The organism is Bacillus bruguierae (genome assembly GCF_037104725.1).
GTDB lineage: Bacteria > Bacillota > Bacilli > Bacillales > Bacillaceae_G > Bacillus_A > Bacillus_A bruguierae.
On sequence record NZ_JBAWSX010000016.1, the window covers coordinates 75,978 to 98,243 of the forward strand.

Genomic DNA, 22,266 nt, shown 5'->3' on the forward strand with positions numbered 1-22,266 from the left:
AAATAAAATAGAAAGGTGCTAACATGCCACTTCAAAAAAACTTTATTCTGTATACCAGGTAATATGCATCCCAACTTCAACATTAAGAGAAAAACAAAGAAAATAGATTCATTCCAGGCGAATGGAACGACTTAAATCTTATACTTGTTCTGTCTTCTCTTGCTTTTCTTCTTTCATTTCATGATAATATGATGGCAGTTCTATACCATGTTCTAAGAAATAATCTTCAATTAATGAAATGATCACTCTCAATGTTTTCACACGCGCATACAACTTATCATTGCCAGGTATAATATGCCACTTTGCATTTGGTTTGTCTGTTTTTTCAAACATATCTTCTATTGCCTCGACATATTCATCCCACTTTTCACGATTGCGCCAATCTTCATCTGTAATTTTCCATTTTTTAAGCGGATTTTGCTCTCGGTCCTTAAATCGTGCTAACTGTTCATCTTTACTAATATGATAGAAGAATTTTGCTACTATGTAACGATCGTCTGTTAATAATTTTTCAAAATCATTAATTTCATCGTATGCCCTCGTCCACTCTTCCTTTATAGCGAAACCTTCAACGCGTTCGACCAATACACGACCGTACCATGAACGATCAAAAATAGTAATTTGGCCATATTGCGGGATTTTCCGCCAAAATCGTTGCATATAATGATAGCGTTTTTCATGAGGAGCAGGTGCACCAATTGGATTTACTTGCAGGCCGCGCGGATCAAGATGCTCGGTAATTCGTTTAATTGCTCCGCCCTTTCCAGCAGCATCCCAACCTTCCATAGCCATAATAACGGCTATTTTTTCTTTTCGTAAAATCTGCTGCAACGCCAGTAAACGCATTTGATATTTTTCGAGCTTCTTATTGTATGTTTTTTTTGATTCCATTCTTTTCGTTAAATCTATTTTTGCAAGACGACCATTTTTCATAATAAAATCCTCCTTTTCAAACAATTAACAATTATTTTAACATAATTTTCAGTATTTTACGAATACACATATCAAATATCAAAACGTATTAACTATAATCTTAATTATTTATAACATCTAAAAAGAACTTTATTGTGTAAATCAAGGCTTTTCTTATGGCTCCAGGTATTCCATCATCACTCTTATCTACCTTGTTACTAACATACAAAGGACTGCTCACTTAAAGAAAACAGTCCTTCACATTATCATTTTATTTTTCTAATTCGATAACAATATCTTTTAATACGATATCTTCTTTTTGACTACCAATCTTTTTTAGTATATTAAATTTTCTCTCTCCACTTCCAGTCCCTCCTGCTTCTCCATAGTTATCAGCATTGTAATTACTTAACATAACACGAGGAGTTATAATAAGTTTTGTAGCATTCTGATTGATTTTTTGAAATGTCTTACTTCCATTCAAGATATTAGAACCTTCATCACTTATACTCCCGTTTCCTTCTCCAGCATAACTATTCCCTAAATCATCTTTAATTCTCAAATCAACATATACTTCATCCCACCTGTTTTTCATATACTCAGAAACTTCTTGTTTATACGAAATGATAAATGACATCGGTGATATGGATAACTTCTCAATAGATACTTTTACTCCATCTTGTTCTACACTACTATGAATGAATTTTTCTTTACTCTCTGTTGCCTTTAGGGTGAGGTCAAAGTTCCAATTCCCTTTTATTTCTTTCTGCGTATCTGAGATTGTAATACTATCTATTATCCATTGCATGTTTACACTATCTTCTGTAGTTGCTTCCAAATTACTAGCAGTTAATAAACCGACATACTTATGTTCATCTACTTTTTTAATCCCATTACTTCCTGACATGGATCCGCTCCCTTTTATTTTTAGAAAGTCCAAAGTAAATGGATTGTCGCCTAAATCTTGATCACTTTCAATAGAATACGTTAAAGACACTGTCTTCCCATCATAAATTGCATCATGTACGGTGAATTTAATTCCGTTACTCTCCTGAGTAAGATTGATTTCATTCGAGTACTTCTTATACTCTTGATGAAGTCCCGTTCCTTCCTCTTTATTTATTTTAACTTCGTCATGAAGTTCAAATCTTTCGTTATCAAAAAATCTAAAAATATCTCTTATAGCAGGAATACTTCCCGCAGAAGCAGAAAGCGTTAGTCCAAACATAGTAGCCACTAAACAAATTGCAACAGAGGCTATCGTAACACGCTGTTTCCAACCGCTCATTTTGTTCTTCTTACTATATAACAGTTGTTCAATATTTACGCGCTGCGGAAATGAAGTTCCATTCACTTTCTCATGAAATGCCTTCTTTATTTGTCGATCCATAGACTCACCTCCGTATCATAGTCTAAAAAAACAGTATGAGCTAAATGATCCTTTAGCTTTTCTTTCGCCTTATAAAGACGCGACTTTACTGTCCCTTCTTTCACATGTAACACTTCTGAAATTTCTAAAATAGACATATCCTGATAGTAAAAAAGAATAATAACAATTTGATGTTTGAAAGATAATTGTTGTACTGCATCGAGAATCATCTGCGACTCTTCTTGTATGAGATAATTATGTTCAGGTGTTTTCCCATCTTTTATACGAAACCATGTTTCAGGTTGCAAAAGAGCAAAACGTTTTTTTCGTTTCTGTTTTAAAGTTGTATGAATTAAAATTTGATGAAACCAAGTTTTAAACGAAGCAATCTCTCCATTAAAACGATGAATAGATTCATATGTTTGTATGAGCGATTCCTGTACCGCATCTTCCGCTAACCCTTTATCATCCACTATGAGATAAGATGTTTGGTATGCTTTTTGTATATACGGTTGTAGTAGTTGATTAAATGCCTCCTTGTCTCCTTGTTTGACTTGTTGAATTAACCGTTGTTCCTCCAAACTCTTCCCTCCTTATTTTTTATTCTATATACTTATTACCATCAAACTAGAAAAAAGTTCACTTTTCCCCAATTTTTTCATAATACATTTACGTCTTCTTGTTTAAAATTTTAATAGAACACATTTTGTCACCCTATTCTCCAGAAGGTTTTTGTGAATTTTATCCATACAAAGAAATAGACATTCATCCTTTTATAGATAAACCATCCTTTATTCAAGACAAGAAAAAGTGTCCATATTTCTTTAGATATGGACACTTTAAAATAAACAAGGGGGATTTCATGTTAATAGCAGGAGAAATGAGGATTAGAAACATTGAACTCCCTACTTAACAAAGTGAAACTTCTATTCTTTTTATCTAGTAAAAAAGGTTATTCTGTCACTGTTTTGTCAATTTACTAAAAAAAAAGAATGAATTCATAATAAAAATATCTATTCACCCACTACCAATTGTGATATTCTTTTCATTGGAAAAATTACATATTGGTGGTGCATCCATGTTTTCAGTATTCAAAAGGTTTTTAATTGGTAGACCTCTTAAATCAAATGCATTAGGTGAACAAAAATTAAATAAATTAAAGGCATTAGCCATTCTTTCATCTGATGCTCTTTCTTCTGTTGCTTATGGAACAGAACAAATTTTAATAGTTCTTGCAACAATTGGATCGGTCGCTTTTTGGTATTCCATTCCAATCGCAATCGGAGTTCTCGTTTTGTTAACGGCACTTATTTTATCGTACAAACAGATTATTTATGCTTATCCACATGGCGGAGGAGCTTACGTTGTTTCCAAAACGAATTTAGGTATAAATGCTGGGCTTGTTGCCGGTGGATCCTTGCTGGTAGATTATATTCTTACCGTGGCTGTAAGTGTATCAGCAGGGACAGATGCACTTACATCCGCATTTCCAGTTTTACATCAGTACACCGTTCTAATCGCTGTAATACTTGTTATTTTTATTACCATTCTGAATCTTAGAGGAGTAACAGAATCTGCTTCTATTCTAGCTTATCCTGTCTATCTCTTCGTATTAGCACTTATCGTATTAATTACTGTTGGAGTCTTTAAAATTGCAACTGGACAAGCGCCAGCAACTTTGCATACACCTATTGGTACGGTAGCACCAGGAATTACATTATTCTTTTTATTAAAAGCATTCTCATCTGGGTGTTCTGCATTAACAGGGGTAGAAGCGATTTCAAATGCAATTCCTAACTTTAAGGCGCCAGCTGCTAAAAATGCAGCCACTACTTTAGTAATGATGGGAGCAATTCTTGCAGTCTTATTTACTGGTATCACCTTTTTAGCATATTGGTACGGTATTGCTCCGAAACACGATGAGACTGTTGTCTCTCAAATTGCTTCGGATATATTCGGAAGAAATTATGTATATTACTTTATTCAAGGAACAACTGCACTTATTTTAGTATTAGCTGCTAATACGGGATTTTCCGCATTCCCATTACTAGCTTACAACCTAGCATCAGATAAATATATGCCTCGCATGTTTTTAATGCGCGGTGATCGATTAGGCTATTCAAATGGAATTATGACCCTAGGAATTGCTTCCATTATTTTAATTATTGCGTTTCAAGGAAAAACAGAACAATTAATCCCGCTGTACGCAGTTGGTGTATTTCTTCCTTTCACCTTGTCACAAACGGGAATGATTATAAAATGGCTGCGTGAAAAGCCAGCAGGATGGTTACCGAAATTACTAACAAATTTAGTGGGCGCACTTATTTCATTATCTGTATTACTTATTTTCTTTATCACAAAGTTTACACATGTATGGTCTGTTATGATATTCCTGCCAATTATTGTGTACATCTTTCATTGTATCTATAAACATTACGATGCAGTTGGAGAACAACTACGTATCGATCCAAATGAAATTCCACACAAAATCGAAGAAAACATTGTCATCGTACCCGTTGCTGGAATTACAAAGGTAGTCGAACAATCCATTAATTATGCTGAGGCTATCGGTGATACTGTCATCGCTGTATATGTAGCCTTTGATAAAGAAAGTGAATTAAAGATGCAGCAAAAATGGAAAGAATGGAAACCTGATGTTCGTCTTATTACAGTTGTTTCTTCTTATAGAAGCTTAATGAGACCTATTACAAAATTAGTAGCAATGATTCAAGAGAAAGCACAAGAAAATCATCATTCCGTTACTGTTCTCATTCCGCAGTTTATAACAAAGAAAAGTTGGCATAACTTTTTACACAACCAATCAAGTGTTTTATTAAGGATATACCTTCTATATAAAAAGAATGTTATTGTTTCAACTGTTCCGTATCGATTTAAAAAATAGAGCAATAGAAACTATTAAAAGTTTCTATTGCTCTATAAAGACGCGACCCCTAACTATAAATAAGTTAGGGGTCGCGTTTTTGTTTATTTGATTCTTCAATTTCTCCGCCCGTGTTCATACCTTATATGGAGCAGGAGTAATGTTCTAAGTAAAATCAATGAGTAAGTGTTGTGAGTTTTTCTTATTTCTTAGTTTTCACATCACATTTGAGATGCGTAGCTTTTACAAATAAATGCCTGCTTTATTAGGTTAGTTGAACAAGAGGTTATGATAACAGGACAAGGAAAATTCCCTTATCTCTTTAAGCATCCTGAATATGTTTAAAATCGGTCACTTCTTGACCATCATGAGCAATTCTTATTGTAATTTCATCAATTCCATTCCCTGTATGGGCTCCATAATAAGAATGAACTCTAACTGTTACTTCATAAATACATCCAACACCAGTCAATTGTTTTATATTTATAATCTCAGTCTCCCATCCTCCCCATTGAGGAACTCCCTTTGAAGTATACTTGTATTTTTTTTCAAAATATTATTGATTGAAGGTGCGAGGCTTACAATTAGTGCGTATTTAACCATTTCATTGGTGGTTTCTGTTTCATTCGCTTGAACAGGGGCAGAAAAAAGAAAAAAAAATAAACATTGATACGCTAATTAAAACTAAGATTTTCTTCATAAGCATCACCTAAACCTAATATCCTTCTTTCAAAGAATCTTATTCAACTAATGAGGAGCTCAGTGGAATAACATATGATAATTTGTTGCGGTAAAAACTTTGAAACGTGTATGGTTTGCAAATGAATGTATGCTTCACTAACAAGACGCAAAAAATACCTCTAGATACATTAAAATTGTACTAGTTCTAAAATAGCAGCTGATGACAATAAATTTGATTGGAGATTAAATTATGAAAAGAAAGATAACCATCCTAGTCTGTATCATGTTTTTCTCATTAGGAATCCCTTTACAAACACAAGCTCTTACATTCGAAAAATTACCGACCGTAAAGAACTCAGAACAATGGTATGTCAAAATAGACAAAGCAAAAAACACTGCCCCTGGTTCACAGCAACCTAAGAAAGGAGTGTTTGACACATATAGTGTATTTGTAAAAAATATTGGAAAAGATGTCCAAAATACAACTATTGAAATATACCGAAACGAACCAGATGCAAAAACATCTTACTTCCTTTTTAGTGATACAAAAAACGGACTTTTTAAGCATACAGCACGTTTCACTCATGAAAATGTTCCGATAGATGTTAGGGCAACAAAAATTGAAGTGGTTATAAAATGGGAAGAAAAACAATTTAATCACAAAAAACATCCAGAGTACGCAGGAAAACAGCACAAACAAACATTTGTATTTACTGAAAATTAAGCTCTGCAGTTAGGCAGGGCTTTTTATTTAGACCTTGTTACATAATATTATTGGTATTCTCCAAACAAATGAAAAAATCACAATAAAACTCATTGTCACAGGACGTATGATATTCAAAACAGTAAATACAATATATTGATTTCATGTTGAAAAGACAACTTGAAGGAACTTATTAAAAACAATTTTGACAGGAAAAACTATCTATCCAAATACAAAATCTGTAGAGGTGATAACATGAAATTTCCGATGCATTTGCTAGTTACTTCCATTCTTATATCGATCAATCCAATTTTAGTCCAAACCAAAGAAATTAAATATAATCACAACAGTATTACTGTATCTGAAATTAAAAAGAAAGTAGGATTTAAGGTATATGTTCCAAAACAAGTACCAAATAATTGGACATTAGAAATTAAAACGTATCCTTGGAGAGAAAAAGAAAACATTGCCTATTTTAGACTGCATTATATGGATAGCAAAGACGAGAAGTTATTACTCGGCATTGCGCAACGAAAAAAAACTTCGAACACAGAAGATACACATCCACATGCGAAGCAAGTAGATATCAATGGTTATAAAGGATATTTTGAAGAATGGGGAAACAGCGGTGAATTAGATAAGAAAGGAGAACTCGTTACTGGAGGTTTACTTAGCTGGACACAAAAAGGAACATATATTCAAATGGATAGTTCAAGGATATCGAAAGAGAAAATGTTAGAAATAGCACGTTCAATGGAAGCGCATAAAAATGAATAGAATGGAAAACTTATTTATGACATAGTTTTCAACGCCCTAATTACATATTGCTTCATGAAAAATTAGTTATTGAACAAAAAGGGGTTTTCACGTACAGAAAACACCTTTTCAATCTACACCTATTTTTTAACAGTCTAATACCTTATCCTATAGTCTAAAACATTTATGTGTCAGTAAATCGGAAAACTCTCATATAACAAACGTTATATGAAAAACTTTCTTAGCTAAAATTCAAAATGCGCATTTGATGACACTCTTGTTTCAAACATATGAAAGCTCAGCTGAAAAGTATGATTGGCTGAGCTTTTTGTGTGTCATATTTCTTAATACTTTTCAAGCATGAGACTTTAACAAAGCTCAAGAATAAAAAAAACAGCTTAGTCCCAAAAACCAAGCTGCTGATTATTCTCTTCTATTTTTGTTTGTTTTTTGGAAGATCGTACAGATTCTGCATTCATATAAATCGTAAAACCTGTTGATGTATCTTTTTTCTCAAATGTTTTATCCTGCTTTCTCTCTGATACATCTTCCACAGATTTTGATGTATAAACTTTTATATACGGCTTACTTAAGCTTTTTTGTAATTTTTGTAAGTGCTTACTACTAATTATATTTTTTAAATTAGGATCGATAAGCTCATTTAATATATCTGCTTGCCAACAAATATAATTTATCCATTCGTCCAATATTTCACTGTGATGTTTTGGATTTGTTCTCATTAATTCTTCCATAACAAGATAATACGCCTTATTATCATCAAATTTATAACAACGTAGCGTATCTTCAATAAGCTTTCGTTTTTGTTCTTCAGATAGCAAACTATACATATCTATTCTAACGATTTTTTTAATGGCTCGTGCTCCTTCTCCTGTTAAATCTCTCTCTAACAAAAGATCAAATAGCCAACCTTTAATCTCTGCTGAAAATGGCGCAGACTCAATAATTTCTAGTGCTTCGTTACTACCCCTGACTTTAGCTACCGCTTGGCGCTTTTCTTCAGCAATCGCTAGCGCTTTCTTTATTTTATTCATTTGTGTTCTCGTCAAATTTAATGCAATACGAATTTCTTCGACTTCCATATTTCCTTGTTTCATAATTTGTTCTACTAAAAAAGTCTTATCCATACCAGTCGTTCTTCTCGTTATATTTTGTAAGTTAAAACGAGCGATATTACGTTGTTGAACAGTCGTACACTTTCCAGAAGTAATGACTGGAACTAGAAAAGATCCTTTCTTTAATTTCTTTAAAGCAGTCCATCTTCTATACCCATCAATAATGTAATATTTCCCTTCTTGATTTGGTCCTTCTACACGCAAAGGCTCCTTTATTCCTTCTAGTTCAATACTATTACACAATCGTTCATCATCTGGATGTGTTCGAGCTGTTACATCGCACTTGATTTCTTTTAATGCAACTTTTTTATATTCCACTCGTTCCCACCACCCTTTTGCCTTTTTCCTACTAATATGTAGTTTTCAAATTGTCCTAGACCTCTTACTTCACCAGCCGACGCTGCACCACACATAATAAAAAAATCTCCTGTTCAACCAGGAGATTTACTATCCTTCTTCTTTATAAAATACACTTCTAATGAGCTTCTTCAGTTTTTATTGTGCCGTATGATTCATTTCCGAGTTTAAGTGGGGAATCATCACCTCATCCTCACTATATGCAAAACACTTAAGGGCTATCCTCAATGTTATCGGAAGTGAAAAATGATATTGAGATTAAAGGACATGATAAACAATACAGTATATTGCAAGTATTTTTAAGGAGAACCCATTAATGAGTAAAAGACATAAAATATTGATATCAATACTTTTCGCTTTAATTATCAGTGTTATTAATACTCCTGCTAAAGCTCAAGAACAGCAGTCTTTTGAAAAGTTTTGGTATAAGATTAGTTATAAACCTGTCGGAGAAGCAATAACTGAATGCGAAAAATTATTTCAACGAGGCATTACATTGCCGACAAAGATACCATCAGTAGAATTTACTCATCAATTTGGACGTTGTAATAACAGTGAATATAATGTAAATGACAGTTTTGAAATTGAGTATATAAATGAGCATACGGGTACGAAACATTATATGATAAGAGTCCACCCTTTAAAGTATAAAATTCCAATTAAACAAGAACTGACTAAGGGTGTATATACACTGAAGGATAAATCGAAAGCAATATTATTTCGTATAAGGGAAAGTTCAAGTCTTGATACTCTTACATTTGAAAGGAATGGTTGGTAATATATGCTGATTATTGATAGTAGAGGATTAGATAAAGCTTTATCTAAAGTCTTAGTCCAAATTGCAAATACTATTGAGTGATGAATAAAATAAAGAGGTCTATTAAGACTAACGGGTTCTCTTTTGGAGTACAAAATCTAAAAAAACAATACAATTGGCAGTGCAATTATCATTTGAATTGGCACTGCTTTTTATATTGATATATAAGGGTTTCCTCCGTTTTATCAAGCAAAATAACAAAGCAATTAACATACCAATTAGCAAGCATCTGCTGGACAGCAGACAAGCTCCAAAAGGAATGCGAAAATGGGTGTTAAAAAGTGTGCTAATTGAGTGGTCAATTTTTTAAGAATACTAAAAATCGTTAAATATGCAATGCAATAAAAATACCATATAGGCAACCCTAACCATATAAAAAGTATGGGGTGAATCCTATGAAGAAAATAACGTTAATGTTAGTTATAGTGTTTTTCTTTATTGTCGGAAATGCATATGCTTCTAATTTTATTGAGGCAGGAAAAGAAGTAGAGGTAAAAGATTACGCACCAAAGATGTTTATATATCAGTCACTACACGTATGGATGACACATGATATGTCAGAATATTACCACAAAAAATATAATGCAAAAAAATCAGTAGGATGGGAAGGTCCAAATCCAGATAAAATCCGCATCTGGATAAAGGAAATTAAACCAGGTTCAGTCGATAGAACACACACACATACTGTAAGAGTCTCCTTGCCCTATGAAAAAGTAATTATTGACGATAAAAAGGAAATAAAGGCAGCAGATACATTTATTTATGCAATTAATGCAAATTTACTTTCACTTTGCCCTGAATCGGGTAAATCTGAAAAAGAAATAAAACTAATTAATTCTTACCATAAGGTACGTCCTTAAATAAGAGTATAAGTATTAAGTGTAATCTTTAATAGTGACACTCTTATTTATTAAAGTTATTGACTAAAGTTAATGAACAATATGATTCTATACCAAAACAAAAAAAGGCACTTGATTCGAAATCAACTGCCTTTTTTTGTGCTAATTTGATTTTCAAAAAATATGCGAATTGATATGCGAATTCGGTTGTGAACTACTGTTTTGCACTTCACAACCGAACCCGTTATATTAGGACTCTTTGTTTGTTTAATTAACGTAAGTCCCGTTCTCGGAAGTACAGTCCGATTTAATTACCTTTATAACCTTTTTTCAAGAATAATTTTGGGTTCGCCCTTGTTATCGGTGTACGTTCCAATGACATCAAATCCATTTTTAATATTCAAAATTAGCATATTACGCCATTTGTTTTTTGTTTTTGTTTGAACTGTCTTATATTCTTGTTCTTTTAAAAATCGATGTTGTCGCTCCATTAATTTGGAGGCAACACCATGATTCCTATAATCAGGATCTACTCCACCCAACCAACTATAAAATTTTTCATGACTAAGAGCGTATCCAATCTTATATGCAATCACTTTTTGACCATCCAATACAGCATCAATCCGTAATTGCGGTTTCTTCTTCATTTGAGTGATTAAATCATTTGCATGACCAAAGATACTTGTATGTAATTTTACAATCCTATCTAATATCTTATTATCAGGAATTTCGTTAAACTCAACATAATGAAAATCCAAGGCTATCTCTCCTCTATTCTAAAAATATAGCAAACCCCTCCAGTTCAGAGGGAGTTATGAATTCCGCTTTTTAAACCAAAATCTAAATAATTTTATTGCTTCTGTTATCACAAAAAGGATAATTCCTCCGATTATGCCAACTACAATTGCTATGCTCCAAGGCAAAGAAAACTTGACTGTAAGGTATAAGACAATCAGCACAAGGACTGCATTGGGAAATGCCTGAAAGATAATCTTTAGCAATATCCTTCCCGCCTCCTAACTTGTTTTCTAAATATCACCACTAACAAAGGAGTCAGGGATAAATTTTTTTTCATACCCTATACATGCTCGGTTAACATGACGCATCATTATCAGCAGTAGCTAAATCCCAGAAATCCATTCATACCAAGAGTTTGCCAGCCTTCTTTCCCTCCGCTGTATGCAGGATTTCATACATCCCTGTCACAACAGCATTTGGCAGTTCAAACCGTTCTCGTAGCCTACATGAAATCATGCATATCCTTAGCGTATAAAATCCACGTTTTGTTGGCGAGACCTCAAAAAGAAGCGCGAAACGCACTTCTTTTCTTTGTAATCACTATACATCACATTGTTAATATGATTACGGACAAACCTTCTTGTTACCAAATAATTTTTCTTCAATTCTTTTTATCTAACCCACTCATTTTTCATTACTTTGAAATACAGCTTTTCAAATCTCCTAAAATACTTACTGTAAACGCCTAACGTTTCAATATATGTATTAATAACTTCACTTAAATCAAAATGAACACCATCTTTAGCTAAGTCATAGCTATCATCCAGACTATATAAATCAAAATATTCATCTTCCCAATACAATCCCCTGTTAACTAAAAGTCTGGTGGTGCATTTAATTGATTCTTCAATCGTCAGTTTATTTTCTTTTAGTTTTTCATGAATGACGGAAAGAGTTAATTTAACAGTGTATTCTTCATCAACTGTGCTACTAAACTCAAATAACTTCCCTTCAATATCATCTATCTTTGCTTTAGACATTAAGGATATCTCAATTATTTCATATGGCGGACTGTCACTTGCTTCAATCACTTTATCACACCATTGAATTACTTCAGCTTTACTCCACAACCCACAGCAAAGCCCTAAGCCATAAATACGGGTTAATTTTTGAACTAAATCCAAAGCTTCTCACCTTCAATTCTTCATACGCATCTTTATTTAATTTTAACTTTAAAATGGGATGAGTTCATTAAGAATTACAGATTTTAGAGAATCAGAACAACAAGTCAATGTTGCTATAAGAAAAAATGAAGTATATAGTAAGCCTGTATTTCTAGAATTAATATATATAGGTAACTACAAAAATTACATAATATTTGTGGTTTATAAGAAAAATTAAAGTCAGCGAAAGCATGTAGAAATATAATATGGGATTTTCAAAAAATTATTTGGAGTGTTGAGATGTGGTATACAAAGAGATCCTAAAAAAAATCCATGATACACCTACTGATTATAAATTTGATAAATTAATTGATTCCGTTATTGATGAAGACTCAATGTTGGATGGTATTCCCCAAGATTATATTGACTTCTTAAAAGAAGTTGGATATGGATTCGTTTCTGATGGATATTTTATGTTCTATGGAGGACTAATCGAAGCTGATGAAATATATGATGCAGATGACAACCCAGAAATAAAAGATATTTTATTATTTGGTGATAACTTTTCTGGTGATGCAATAGGCTTTCAAACTACAAATAACTGGTCAATTGTTGAAATCTGGCATGAGGACTTATCAATTATACCAAGAGACGAAAAAAGTTTTAGAGAATTAGCTGAAAGAATATTTTTGAGAGAATTATAGATCCGTTTAATGATCACTTTATTTAAAACAGAAAAAGCATTCCACTAATAACTTTGTGAGATGCTTTTTAATTAACCCAATTTATTCTCTGCCTCTTCTCTCTTTTTATGTCCATCTACAAAACTTTCTGGCCCTCTACTCTATTTAATGTTCTCCACCTTTTCTAGACCATATCACAACAGGGATAAGCAATAAGGCTAAAGCTCCTCCAGCTAATGATAATGCTGCATAACTTGAATTAGCTACCACCATGCCGGACATCGCTCCACCAGAAGCCCCTGCCAATGCAATAAAAACGTCCACTTTTCCTTGCGTCTTTGCACGTGTTACAGGTTCTGTTGAATCAACAATTTGAGCCGTTCCACTTATTAAACCGAGATTCCATCCTAATCCTAGTAAAGAAAGGGCAACAACCAGAAGTATTAAAGAATCGCTCGGTGCAATAGCAGCTAACACCCCAGCACTAAGTAGTATAACTCCGGAAGCAATGCTCATTGCCATTCGACCAATCTTATCAACAAGAATTCCTGTAACGAGTGATGGAAGATACATTGCGCCTACATGAAACCCAATGACAAGACCCACTTCACTTAAGCCATGACCATGGTGTTTCATATGTAAGGGAGTCATCGTCATAATAGCAACCATGACAACTTGCGTAAGTATCATAACGATTGCCCCAACTGTAATGCCTCTTTTATTTGTTATTGATTTTTTAGCTATCGAATGCTCTTTATATATATGCTTCTGTTTATATGTTTCTATCATGTTTGCTACAAGTAATGGATCTGGACGAAGCATAACGAAAAGTACGAGACCCGCTAAAAGAAATGCAGCTGCTGATAATATGAAAGGACCAGCAAGTTCAGGAATACCAATAGAACGAGCAAAACTCCCCATTACACCTACTAAGTTTGGTCCCGCTACCGCACCAAAGGTCGTCATAACCATTGTAATACTAATAGCAGTTGCCCGTTGCTTCTCATTTGCTAAGTCTGTACCGGCATAACGAGCTTGTAAATTTGTGGCTGTACCTGCACCATAAATCAGCAGGGAAGCAAGTAAGAGAATAATACTATTTGTTAAAGCGGAAATTACCACTCCAATAGCCCCAAGCCCTCCTACCATAAATCCTGTCGCGAGCCCTATTCGACGCCCATAACGTTGCGAAAGCCTTCCTACTATGAAAGCGGCTCCTGCCGATCCCATTGTAAATATAGCAGCTGGCAACCCTGCGAATGCATCTGTCCCAAGCATTTGCTGTGCGAGAAGTGCGCCTACCGTAATTCCAGCAGCTAACCCCGCACCACCAAACATTTGTGAAATACTTACGATTACTAACGTCCGTTTATATAACTTTTGTTGTTCTTCTACTGTATACATATGATTCATTATTGAATCATCAGCTTTATCTAGCATTCCCTCACCTTCCTTATAAAAAATCTCCCCTTTTTTAAATGTACTATGATTACTGTTTCATATTCAATAGCATTTCCATTCGTTCTTTTTGTTCTAAAAGAAAAAAAACAAAAAACTGCCCAAATCCTACGCTTGATATATTATCATTTAAATATAATAATCTTTAACTTCAATAATAACTTTATTATTTATTTTTATCTTAATTCCCTGTACTATTTCAATCATTTCATTGGGACTTACTTCCTGTCCCTTAATATCAATACGGACTGTTTGTTTTATTCCTTCAAGTAGAAAAGGCGCAAATCGCACCTCTTTTCATTATATTTCTCCTTATTTCATTACATAACATATACCAAACAGAATTCTTACTAAAAATAATATGTCGTTTCCACAACTTAAAACCGTAACTTTCACGATTCTATCTAAATTATTTAGTAGTTTTTCTGAAGTAAGAGCTGCAAATTCTCTTTAATAGTAAGCCATTCCTTAGAAATAACACTATAAACACAGGCATCTCTTGTTTGTCCTGTATATAAGGTTCTTTCATTTCGTAAGACGCCCTCCTTTATAGCTCCTAAACGCTCAATGGCTTTCTGTGCCCGCTTATTTTGAAGGTCTGTCTTAATTTGAACTCGAACCATCTGTAATGTTTCAAAAGCATGCCTTAATAATAAATATTTACACTCTGTATTAATACTCGTTCTTTGAACACTAGGAGCATAGAATGTATAGCCTAACTCCAATGTTTTATAATCAGCAGATATATCGTATAGGCGAGTGCTACCAACGATACTGTTAGTAAACTGGTCTACAACAACAAACGGAAGTACAGTGCCTTCTTTATAACTTTCTAGAGCTTCTTTCACCATCTCTTCCATATCATGTTGGCTTCTCATTTGTCTTGGCATATACGACCAAAGAGAAGGTGTCTCCTCAATAATTTTATATAATTGTTCGGCATGTTCTAATTGCATGAGCTGAAGTTTTACCCGATTTAGAGTAAGTTCCATACTAGACTCCCCTTTTCTTACATGTTTAGTCTATATCCTTCTTCATTATGTACTCTGTTTGTACTTCATTGACAGCTTGATCAAATGTAGTCTTGTTTTTTAAATTTCTAACAGTCTAATTAAACATCTGCTATAACATATTCTATCAACTGGATATACAACGGTTGTTTACCATTTGGCTGAAAGTCTTTAAATATTTGAATGAGCCTCCCTTTAAATATTGCCTTAAAAAAGAAAAGAGAAAAAGAACCACGCGGCGGGCTTTTATACCTGCCTGTGGTTCCATATTATGTTATGAGATGAAAATTCCACTTGTTTCTTTACGTGACATTCTTATTTTAACTACAACTTATGTGATGAAACGTCTAATTTATAATACTTGTACCTAATTTGAGACGAAAAGGTGAAGAATTACTTCTTTTACTAAGTCAGACCTCATACTTAAAAGCCCCCTATTTAGAATAATTAATTTCTTCTCTGGTACTAGCTATGTAAAATGTTACTGACATAGTTTATGCTTCATTCAAAAATTCCTCCGTTCTAATGAACCTAAACTCCGTTATCCAACGTTATTCTTCCTCATAAAAATCTATCAGAACACCAACAATTTGATTACTTTCATCACGTTGAATGTGAACTGGATACCAACCGTCTCCTAAACCTGAAACCGATACTGCACCACCTATTATTATTCCCGCCTGATCATCTTCAGCAGTTATATCGCTACAAGCTACATAAAATTTTAGTCCTTCTTCATCCATATCTATATCGAAAGTGTTCTTTACCTCATATGTAATCATCTCATCTTTTCCATAAACGGTTGAATCGAAAATTCCAGCTTGTGCAGCATCAACTCCAATACCTTTATCCAGTTCTATCCAAGCGCTATCTTTATTTGTTTCAATATGAGAAGCAACAAGCTTTGTAACGACTTCATCTTCGGAGTAATATACAGTAGCTTTCCACTTGCCTTGTTTTGCAGGAGTTAGCAGTAAAGATAAATCCTCATCTGCTACATATTCATCTTCCGTAACTGCAAATTCTATTGAATAACAAGGGTCACTCACAACAATCTTATTACTTTTTATCTCAAAGATACCTAATTCTTTTAATGCCATATAAAACACTCCAATTAAAAATTACTTACTTTAATAATACAGTTTAAATCCCATTTTTATAGTGTATGTCTATCTTATACAAGAAAACATTACAGACTCCTCTCTTTTCACATAATCAGTGCTATTGGAAGCAGATATCGTCTAATCCGTATTTTACCACTAATCATTTGATACATATTACCTTTTATTTGAAGAAATAGTAAATAAGATAAAATCCTGTACTTTGGAGGTTGGAATATGCGAAAGATAACAGTTGTTCTTTTTTGTATGGTGTGTTTTATATTCAGTAGCAATATATTAGCGAAAGCTTCTTCGTTTAGTAATCTTCCTATGTCAAAGTCCTCTGAACATTGGCATTTGAAAATTGATAAAGCTGACGATGATCCAAGGCTTTCGAAACCAAAACCAGGCGTAATAAATACATATAGTCTAGATGTGAAGAACCTAGGAGAAGATGTTTATAATTTAGATGTAGATATATACAGTAACTTTAACGATTCCAAAACTTTGCGGGGAAATATGGACGCGCTTGAGACTGAGAAAGCAGTCACCACTAATGAGTGTCATTTTCCTAATTTTCCTGTGTCAGTAAAAGCAAAAGGTATTACGGTTATTGTTACATGGCAAGAGGACCTACCAAAGACGTTAGAAAATAGTCAAAAAATACATGCAAGAAAATATAAAGAAATATTTGTGTTCGATCAAAAATAAATGATAAAAAGCTCTCTTTAAAATTAGAGAGCTTTTATCATTTATTCAAATATGAATATCATATATGTAAAATTGATATAACAAGTGTTATCGTAAGTAAAAAAACGAATCATTTCTTATCCATCTAATGACAATAAGAGGTGCAATTTGTACTAAGCACCAAAAGTTAGACTTTTTTCGGAATGATTCCTCACTCTGATTTTTCTTTTAGTTATTATCCAGTTTCAATACGACTTCAAATATAATTTTTGAAAACTTACTAAATCATAGTTCTATCCAGTAACGCTGAACAATTTCGCCAGTATCAGGGGAAATTACTTCATTTTCTAAGATACCTCCAACTTTTTGAATGGTTTTGGCAGAGCCGATATTTGCTTTGTCACAAGTTATCAACACTTTCTCCAATCCTAATTTTTTTGCTTCAAATAAAGAAAGCCGAAGTTGCTCAGCGGCGTAACCTTTTCGACGTTCGTCAGGGTGCACGCTATAACCGATATGTCCGCTCTCCATCAGTAATTCTGGCGTTAATCGATGGCGAATATTGATTAAACCGAGTAATTTCCCCTTTTCAATACTCAAAAACTGAGTGGATGGAACTCGATTTGGTGGTAAATTTTCTCCTTTTTCTTGAATTTTGACCTTTTCAAGCCATTCATCAATGGAATCAAAGCGTTGTAAGGAACAACTGCCATACGGTTGCTCTCTTGAATTTAGGAATGCCTGCCGATAAGCCATGATTTGTTTGCTATGCTGGTGTGTTGGTTTCACTAATTTCATTGTCATCATCTTTCTCCTATATTATTTTTTATTCCAGTTTATAACATTCAGAATAAATCGAATAGAGTGAGAGAAGTTTTTCTTTTTAGTTCATCAGCACCAAACTTTTTATACAGGTTAATCCATTGTCTAACTCGTTCAAGATATTCTTCAATAATACGCAATTTTAATTTAAAATCATATTTAACTAAAATAAACACCCCGTTTAAATTTAAAACGGGGCAAAAAGATTTTTTGAAATCTAAATTTTATTACACAATCATATCAGATCTTTTGGACTCTCAATTTAGACGAATCTATTTCCTTGCAAAATTTTTCTCTGCTTGATGAGTATATACTATCATCATAATTTCTCCTTCTGAAACCAAACCTCTAGCAATTCGGCCTCTCTTTCTCTTGATATACCTGCTTTTCGTTCTGTATCCTGCCTCGATTTCTCCCATAGATACACATCACAAATAGTATCTTCAATAGGTCTAAAAGAAAGACCATCGTTAACAGCTTTTTCTATACTGATGAAAAAACTACCTTTCCACGGTTCTGTCTCTCCTTCTAATGAAAAATGTTCAGGAATCCATAAAGGCAACTCCGTCCATGGCTTTACGTTATTCTCAATTAAAAATTGTTCTTCTACCCATACAAATTCAGCATCACTATTTGTTACTGCTTTACAAGTATTTAATAGTTCTTCTATCGTCAATTCATTATTCGGCCCTGTTACATTAAACTTGCCTACTTTTCTGTTTTCTGCCATATCGAATGCCCAGGTTGCCACATCTTTCACGTCAATCAGTTGAACAGGACGGTCTGAACGCCCTGGCACCATTATTTCCCCACCTTGTGCTACACGCTGAACCCAGTATGGGAGTCGATCTGAATAGTCAAATGGCCCAACAAGAAGCCCTGCTCTTATATGCAAAACACGCCCCGGCCAATGTTTTTCTGCTTCTTCTTCACATAAGACTTTAAGTGCTCCATAATATTCGTAAGGAGATATTTTCCCATCCTCAACCGCTTTCAACTTATCGCTAGGCGGCATAGGCTGTAAATGGTAGCCTTCCTTAATATGAAGTGGAATCCAATCTTTGTAAGTAGAGATACTTGATATAAATGTATAATGTTCGATGTTATCTCCAAGTACAGCAGCAATTTTTTTAATTTGATGCGGAGCAAATCCACATGTGTCCAATACAACATCCCATTTTCGATTTGCTAAACATGATACATCACTGTCTCTATTGCCGGTTAGCTGCTCTACTTCAGGAAATACATCTTTATTCGTGCCACGATTAAATAAGGTGACTTCATGCCCTCTTTTCAATGCTTCTTCTACTAAAGCTCTTCCTAAAAAACGAGTCCCCCCCAATATAAGGACCTTCATAAAATTCCCCCCATCCATTTTCATAACCTATAAAATTAGCATTCACTTTATATAACGATTTTCCTACCGAAAAAGTTACGGGGATGATAAGAAAAGTAATGTCAGGGAATTATAACCTTTGATACCACTCTAAAGGGGCTATTTTGAAATGAAAATAATGCTAATTATCTTACTCTCATTCGGAATTTTAAATTCTTCTTCGATACTTATTTTCGCTAACGAGAATAAGAAAGAAAATCCAATTCAAATTGTTAAGGAGTTTAAACCGTCAAACTCGCTACTTGTAAGCCCCGAAAATCCTTTCTCCACACAGCCAATTCAACTCTACGACTTCAACCAGGATGGACAGAAAGAAATAATCGTTACTTTTCAAATGAAAGCAAAAGAACATCCTTCTCAGTTTGGAGTAATGGTTTTGAAGAAAGAAAATAATAATTGGCAAAAAATTTGGGAGACCAAAACTCAAGGCGTGGGTTTGGAATTTTCAGGTTTAGCTGATATTACTGGCGATGGTATAAAAGAATATTTATTCGGTGTTACGATTGGTGCAGCAGCAGGAAATAACCTTGCAGTTTTCCAGTGGAATGATAACTCATTCAAAAAGATTGCAGATGTTCCTTATCATAAGATGAATATCTTGAACGGAAATCAAAAGGTAGGTTTAGCAGTTTGGCAGTGGTATCTTGCTGATAGCTATCTTGTAGATACATTAAAATGGAACGGTAAAAAATTGGCTTTTGATGAAGAATTATATCCCCGATACTACCCTACCATTGAAAAATTCTATAACGATAAAATTTCAGAAATGGATGCCTGGTTTTATTGGTATTGTCTTGCGGATGCTCAAATAAAAGCAAATTTATTGGAGGAAGCCGCTAAATCCATTCACAAAGGACGTTCATTAGCAAAGCAATTATCGATGCCAGATGTAGTTCAAAATTTTAACGAACTAACCAGAAGACTTGAAGAAAAGAAAAAACACTTTTCCATCTAAAAACAGTAAATGTCTTGTTTAACAAGGACATTTACTGTTTTTTCTTTATAAAATACAATTCTAAAGCTTGAAGAAACGTTTCTTGAACTTTTATCGTGCCACAAGATTCATTACCCATTTCGAGTGAGGATGAAACATCTCTCATCCCCACCATATGAGCTTTATATGTAAGAGCTACTCTCATATCAATATATAAAGCAAAAACAATGAGAGGAAAATAGTAACTCCAAGTGTAATTCGCATCGATGTTCTTTGCAAACACATCGCATTTGAAATACGTATGCAAATAAATGTATGTTTTATTAAGAATGCGCGAAAAATACTGCTCCTGGTTCTATCCACCCCAAGAACGGAATGTTTGACACATATATCGTGTTTGTAAAAAACATCGAAAAAAACGTCAAAAGTACAACTATTGAAATATATCGAAATGAACCAGATACAAAAACGTCTTGATGGACGTTAGAGCAACAAAAGTTAAAGTTGTTATAAAATGGGAAGAAAAACAATTTAACCATAAAAAACATCCAGAGTATGCGGGAAGAGAACATAAACAAACATTTGTATTTACTGAAAATTAAGCTCTGCAACCATGCAGGGCTTTTTATTTATATTTTATTATACAGACTCACTGGAGGGAATAACTTGAAATTTTCTATACATCTATTAGTTATTTTCACCTTAATATCAAACATTCCAACAATAATCCAAGCTAAAGAAATTACACATAATCACAATAGCGTTATTAAATCTGAAATCAAAAAGAAGGTAGGGTTTAAAGTTTATATCCTCAAACAAGTACCCGCTAATTGTACATTAGAAATTAAAACATATCCTTGGAAAGAAAAAGAAAATATCACCCATTTTAGACTGCATTATATAGATAACAAAGAAGAACATTTATTATTCGGTATTGAGGAAAGAAAAAAGTCCTCAACTAAAGAAGAAATAAGCCCCAATGCAAAACCAGTAGACATAAATGGTTATAGAGGATATTTTGAAGTTTGGGGAAACAGCGGCGAATTAGATAAAAAGAGCGAACTTATTACTGGTGGTTTACTTACCTGGACACAAGAAGGAACATATATACAAATGAACAGTTCAAGAATAACGAAAGATAAAATGTTAGAAATAGCACGTTCAATGAAAGCTGTTGAAAATGAATAGAATGAGAATCTTATTCACCACGCACTTCTCAATATCCTAAGTTCATATTGTTTGATAGAAAATAGTTGTAAATTAAAAAGGTGTTTTCTATATGTGAAAACGCCTTTTGTTACCATAATTCCCATTAGCATAAATTATTTCTTTATATTAAATCTAGATATAAAATCAATAGATATGCTCACAAAACTCATTATTTAAAATTGGTTTATAAAAATGAATTTACACATAAATAAACGCTGTTGTCACAAATATTGTAGTCAAAAAAAGTAGCGGACTGCTTTGACCACACTTCTCCACTCTTTGCACTATTCCCTCAAACCCACTCCAACAACTTTTCCTGACTTCTCATCTACAAGTTTGACGATGTCTCCCAATAAACTACTCTTTATAGAACGGAACACAACCTGTGTCACTTCTTTTCCCTCAAAGGAATGGTCTTGTGAACTACCCACCACTTAACGACCTTACGGTCTGTTTGAAGTGGGGGCTTCAAAAGTCAAAAGACTTTTTCTTTTATTGCTAATTCATCCACAAGCCTAGCGGCTCATGTCCAAAGCCTTGAATTCGCGGCGTCCCTACCGCTAATAAAATCGATACAAACTACGCAATTATACTTTGTTCGTGCAGAATACGAAT

Annotated in this window: 20 protein-coding genes and 1 pseudogene; 9 read left to right on the forward strand and 12 right to left on the reverse strand. The window is 33.7% G+C overall.

From position 1 onward, the window contains the following. Window positions 1–138: 138 nt before the first annotated feature. From WAZ07_RS21030 to WAZ07_RS21040, 3 genes are all read right to left on the reverse strand, one after another. Entirely contained in the window at window positions 139–933 is a 795-nt protein-coding gene (locus tag WAZ07_RS21030) for a polyphosphate kinase 2 family protein (protein ID WP_336473990.1), read from the reverse strand. Between the two features lie 250 nt (window positions 934–1,183). Further along, entirely contained in the window at window positions 1,184–2,302 is a 1,119-nt protein-coding gene (locus WAZ07_RS21035; protein WP_336473991.1) for a DUF4179 domain-containing protein, read from the reverse strand. Beyond that, entirely contained in the window at window positions 2,287–2,862 is a 576-nt protein-coding gene (locus tag WAZ07_RS21040; protein ID WP_336473992.1) for an RNA polymerase sigma factor, read from the reverse strand. Before WAZ07_RS21040 ends, WAZ07_RS21035 begins: the two co-directional genes overlap by 16 nt. 497 nt (window positions 2,863–3,359) lie before the next feature. Here WAZ07_RS21040 and WAZ07_RS21045 point away from each other — a divergent pair, with 497 nt between their 5' ends. Further along, complete coding sequence (locus WAZ07_RS21045) at window positions 3,360–5,183, forward strand: APC family permease (RefSeq protein ID WP_336473993.1); 1,824 nt, start codon at window positions 3,360–3,362, stop codon at window positions 5,181–5,183. 301 nt (window positions 5,184–5,484) lie between these two features. On the opposite strand, the pseudogene WAZ07_RS26315 reads toward WAZ07_RS21045, so the two are convergent. Next, window positions 5,485–5,691, reverse strand: a pseudogene (locus WAZ07_RS26315) (DUF3888 domain-containing protein); the annotation flags it as partial. Between the two features lie 402 nt (window positions 5,692–6,093). Between WAZ07_RS26315 and WAZ07_RS21050 the strand changes: the two are divergent. Continuing rightward, window positions 6,094–6,567, forward strand: coding sequence for a hypothetical protein (locus WAZ07_RS21050; RefSeq protein ID WP_336473994.1), 474 nt, complete (start codon window positions 6,094–6,096; stop codon window positions 6,565–6,567). A gap of 234 nt (window positions 6,568–6,801) precedes the next feature. Next, complete coding sequence (locus tag WAZ07_RS21055; RefSeq protein ID WP_336473995.1) at window positions 6,802–7,323, forward strand: DUF4367 domain-containing protein; 522 nt, start codon at window positions 6,802–6,804, stop codon at window positions 7,321–7,323. Between the two features lie 377 nt (window positions 7,324–7,700). Here WAZ07_RS21055 and WAZ07_RS21060 read toward each other — a convergent pair whose 3' ends face one another. Continuing rightward, the gene (locus tag WAZ07_RS21060; RefSeq protein WP_336473996.1) at window positions 7,701–8,753 is read right to left on the reverse strand and encodes a ParB/RepB/Spo0J family partition protein; all 1,053 of its coding nucleotides are present in this window, start codon (window positions 8,751–8,753) and stop codon (window positions 7,701–7,703) included. Window positions 8,754–9,108: 355 nt separating this feature from the next. Between WAZ07_RS21060 and WAZ07_RS21065 the strand changes: the two genes are divergently transcribed. After that, window positions 9,109–9,570: a hypothetical protein gene (locus tag WAZ07_RS21065; RefSeq protein WP_336473997.1), complete on the forward strand. Its 462-nt coding sequence runs from the start codon at window positions 9,109–9,111 to the stop codon at window positions 9,568–9,570. A gap of 434 nt (window positions 9,571–10,004) precedes the next feature. Next, on the forward strand, window positions 10,005–10,469 hold the full coding sequence (locus WAZ07_RS21070) for a hypothetical protein (protein WP_336473998.1): 465 nt from the start codon (window positions 10,005–10,007) through the stop codon (window positions 10,467–10,469). A 296-nt stretch (window positions 10,470–10,765) separates the two neighbouring features. Here WAZ07_RS21070 and WAZ07_RS21075 read toward each other — a convergent pair whose 3' ends face one another. Together WAZ07_RS21075 and WAZ07_RS21080 are read right to left on the reverse strand one after the other, a co-directional pair. Further along, entirely contained in the window at window positions 10,766–11,206 is a 441-nt protein-coding gene (locus tag WAZ07_RS21075) for a GNAT family N-acetyltransferase (protein ID WP_336473999.1), read from the reverse strand. A 651-nt stretch (window positions 11,207–11,857) separates the two neighbouring features. Further along, a complete protein-coding gene (locus WAZ07_RS21080; RefSeq protein WP_336474000.1) occupies window positions 11,858–12,370 on the reverse strand; it encodes a protein kinase in 513 nt (170 codons plus the stop codon). Window positions 12,371–12,651: 281 nt separating this feature from the next. Here WAZ07_RS21080 and WAZ07_RS21085 point away from each other — a divergent pair, with 281 nt between their 5' ends. After that, entirely contained in the window at window positions 12,652–13,053 is a 402-nt protein-coding gene (locus tag WAZ07_RS21085) for an SMI1/KNR4 family protein (RefSeq protein ID WP_336474001.1), read from the forward strand. A gap of 144 nt (window positions 13,054–13,197) precedes the next feature. Here the strand turns inward: WAZ07_RS21085 and WAZ07_RS21090 are convergent, their stop codons facing one another. The 3 genes from WAZ07_RS21090 to WAZ07_RS21100 form a co-directional block, all read right to left on the reverse strand. Beyond that, window positions 13,198–14,472, reverse strand: a complete 1,275-nt coding sequence (locus WAZ07_RS21090) for an MFS transporter (protein WP_336474002.1) — start codon at window positions 14,470–14,472, stop codon at window positions 13,198–13,200. 431 nt (window positions 14,473–14,903) lie between these two features. Beyond that, on the reverse strand, window positions 14,904–15,482 hold the full coding sequence (locus tag WAZ07_RS21095; RefSeq protein WP_090912117.1) for a GNAT family N-acetyltransferase: 579 nt from the start codon (window positions 15,480–15,482) through the stop codon (window positions 14,904–14,906). 569 nt (window positions 15,483–16,051) lie between these two features. Further along, a complete protein-coding gene (locus WAZ07_RS21100; protein ID WP_336474003.1) occupies window positions 16,052–16,600 on the reverse strand; it encodes a DUF4241 domain-containing protein in 549 nt (182 codons plus the stop codon). Between the two features lie 237 nt (window positions 16,601–16,837). Between WAZ07_RS21100 and WAZ07_RS21105 the strand changes: the two genes are divergently transcribed. Next, window positions 16,838–17,311, forward strand: coding sequence for a hypothetical protein (locus WAZ07_RS21105; protein ID WP_336474004.1), 474 nt, complete (start codon window positions 16,838–16,840; stop codon window positions 17,309–17,311). A 264-nt stretch (window positions 17,312–17,575) separates the two neighbouring features. On the opposite strand, the gene WAZ07_RS21110 is transcribed toward WAZ07_RS21105, so the two are convergent. Both WAZ07_RS21110 and WAZ07_RS21115 read right to left on the reverse strand, forming a co-directional pair. Next, window positions 17,576–18,088: a GNAT family N-acetyltransferase gene (locus tag WAZ07_RS21110; RefSeq protein ID WP_302847784.1), complete on the reverse strand. Its 513-nt coding sequence runs from the start codon at window positions 18,086–18,088 to the stop codon at window positions 17,576–17,578. A gap of 343 nt (window positions 18,089–18,431) precedes the next feature. Continuing rightward, window positions 18,432–19,469, reverse strand: coding sequence for an SDR family oxidoreductase (locus WAZ07_RS21115; RefSeq protein ID WP_336474005.1), 1,038 nt, complete (start codon window positions 19,467–19,469; stop codon window positions 18,432–18,434). Window positions 19,470–19,617: 148 nt separating this feature from the next. Here WAZ07_RS21115 and WAZ07_RS21120 point away from each other — a divergent pair, with 148 nt between their 5' ends. Further along, window positions 19,618–20,463 carry a hypothetical protein gene (locus WAZ07_RS21120; protein WP_336474006.1) on the forward strand — a complete coding sequence of 282 codons (846 nt, stop codon included), beginning with the start codon at window positions 19,618–19,620 and terminating at the stop codon, window positions 20,461–20,463. A gap of 645 nt (window positions 20,464–21,108) precedes the next feature. Next, window positions 21,109–21,630, forward strand: coding sequence for a DUF4367 domain-containing protein (locus WAZ07_RS21125; RefSeq protein WP_336474007.1), 522 nt, complete (start codon window positions 21,109–21,111; stop codon window positions 21,628–21,630). The last annotated feature ends 636 nt before the right edge of the window (window positions 21,631–22,266 follow it).

What these genes read in the sequence shown, in the direction of transcription:
- WAZ07_RS21055 (WP_336473995.1), top strand. Translation starts at nt 6,802, where the DNA reads ATGAAATTTCCGATGCATTTGCTAGTTACTTCCATTCTTATATCGATC.
- WAZ07_RS21100 (WP_336474003.1), bottom strand. Translation starts at nt 16,600, where the DNA reads ATGGCATTAAAAGAATTAGGTATCTTTGAGATAAAAAGTAATAAGATT.
- WAZ07_RS21045 (WP_336473993.1), top strand. Translation starts at nt 3,360, where the DNA reads ATGTTTTCAGTATTCAAAAGGTTTTTAATTGGTAGACCTCTTAAATCA.
- WAZ07_RS21030 (WP_336473990.1), bottom strand. Translation starts at nt 933, where the DNA reads ATGAAAAATGGTCGTCTTGCAAAAATAGATTTAACGAAAAGAATGGAA.
- WAZ07_RS21035 (WP_336473991.1), bottom strand. Translation starts at nt 2,302, where the DNA reads ATGGATCGACAAATAAAGAAGGCATTTCATGAGAAAGTGAATGGAACT.
- WAZ07_RS21065 (WP_336473997.1), top strand. Translation starts at nt 9,109, where the DNA reads ATGAGTAAAAGACATAAAATATTGATATCAATACTTTTCGCTTTAATT.
- WAZ07_RS21070 (WP_336473998.1), top strand. Translation starts at nt 10,005, where the DNA reads ATGAAGAAAATAACGTTAATGTTAGTTATAGTGTTTTTCTTTATTGTC.
- WAZ07_RS21095 (WP_090912117.1), bottom strand. Translation starts at nt 15,482, where the DNA reads ATGGAACTTACTCTAAATCGGGTAAAACTTCAGCTCATGCAATTAGAA.
- WAZ07_RS21110 (WP_302847784.1), bottom strand. Translation starts at nt 18,088, where the DNA reads ATGAAATTAGTGAAACCAACACACCAGCATAGCAAACAAATCATGGCT.
- WAZ07_RS21090 (WP_336474002.1), bottom strand. Translation starts at nt 14,472, where the DNA reads ATGCTAGATAAAGCTGATGATTCAATAATGAATCATATGTATACAGTA.
- WAZ07_RS21120 (WP_336474006.1), top strand. Translation starts at nt 19,618, where the DNA reads ATGAAAATAATGCTAATTATCTTACTCTCATTCGGAATTTTAAATTCT.
- WAZ07_RS21050 (WP_336473994.1), top strand. Translation starts at nt 6,094, where the DNA reads ATGAAAAGAAAGATAACCATCCTAGTCTGTATCATGTTTTTCTCATTA.
- WAZ07_RS21105 (WP_336474004.1), top strand. Translation starts at nt 16,838, where the DNA reads ATGCGAAAGATAACAGTTGTTCTTTTTTGTATGGTGTGTTTTATATTC.
- WAZ07_RS21115 (WP_336474005.1), bottom strand. Translation starts at nt 19,469, where the DNA reads ATGAAGGTCCTTATATTGGGGGGGACTCGTTTTTTAGGAAGAGCTTTA.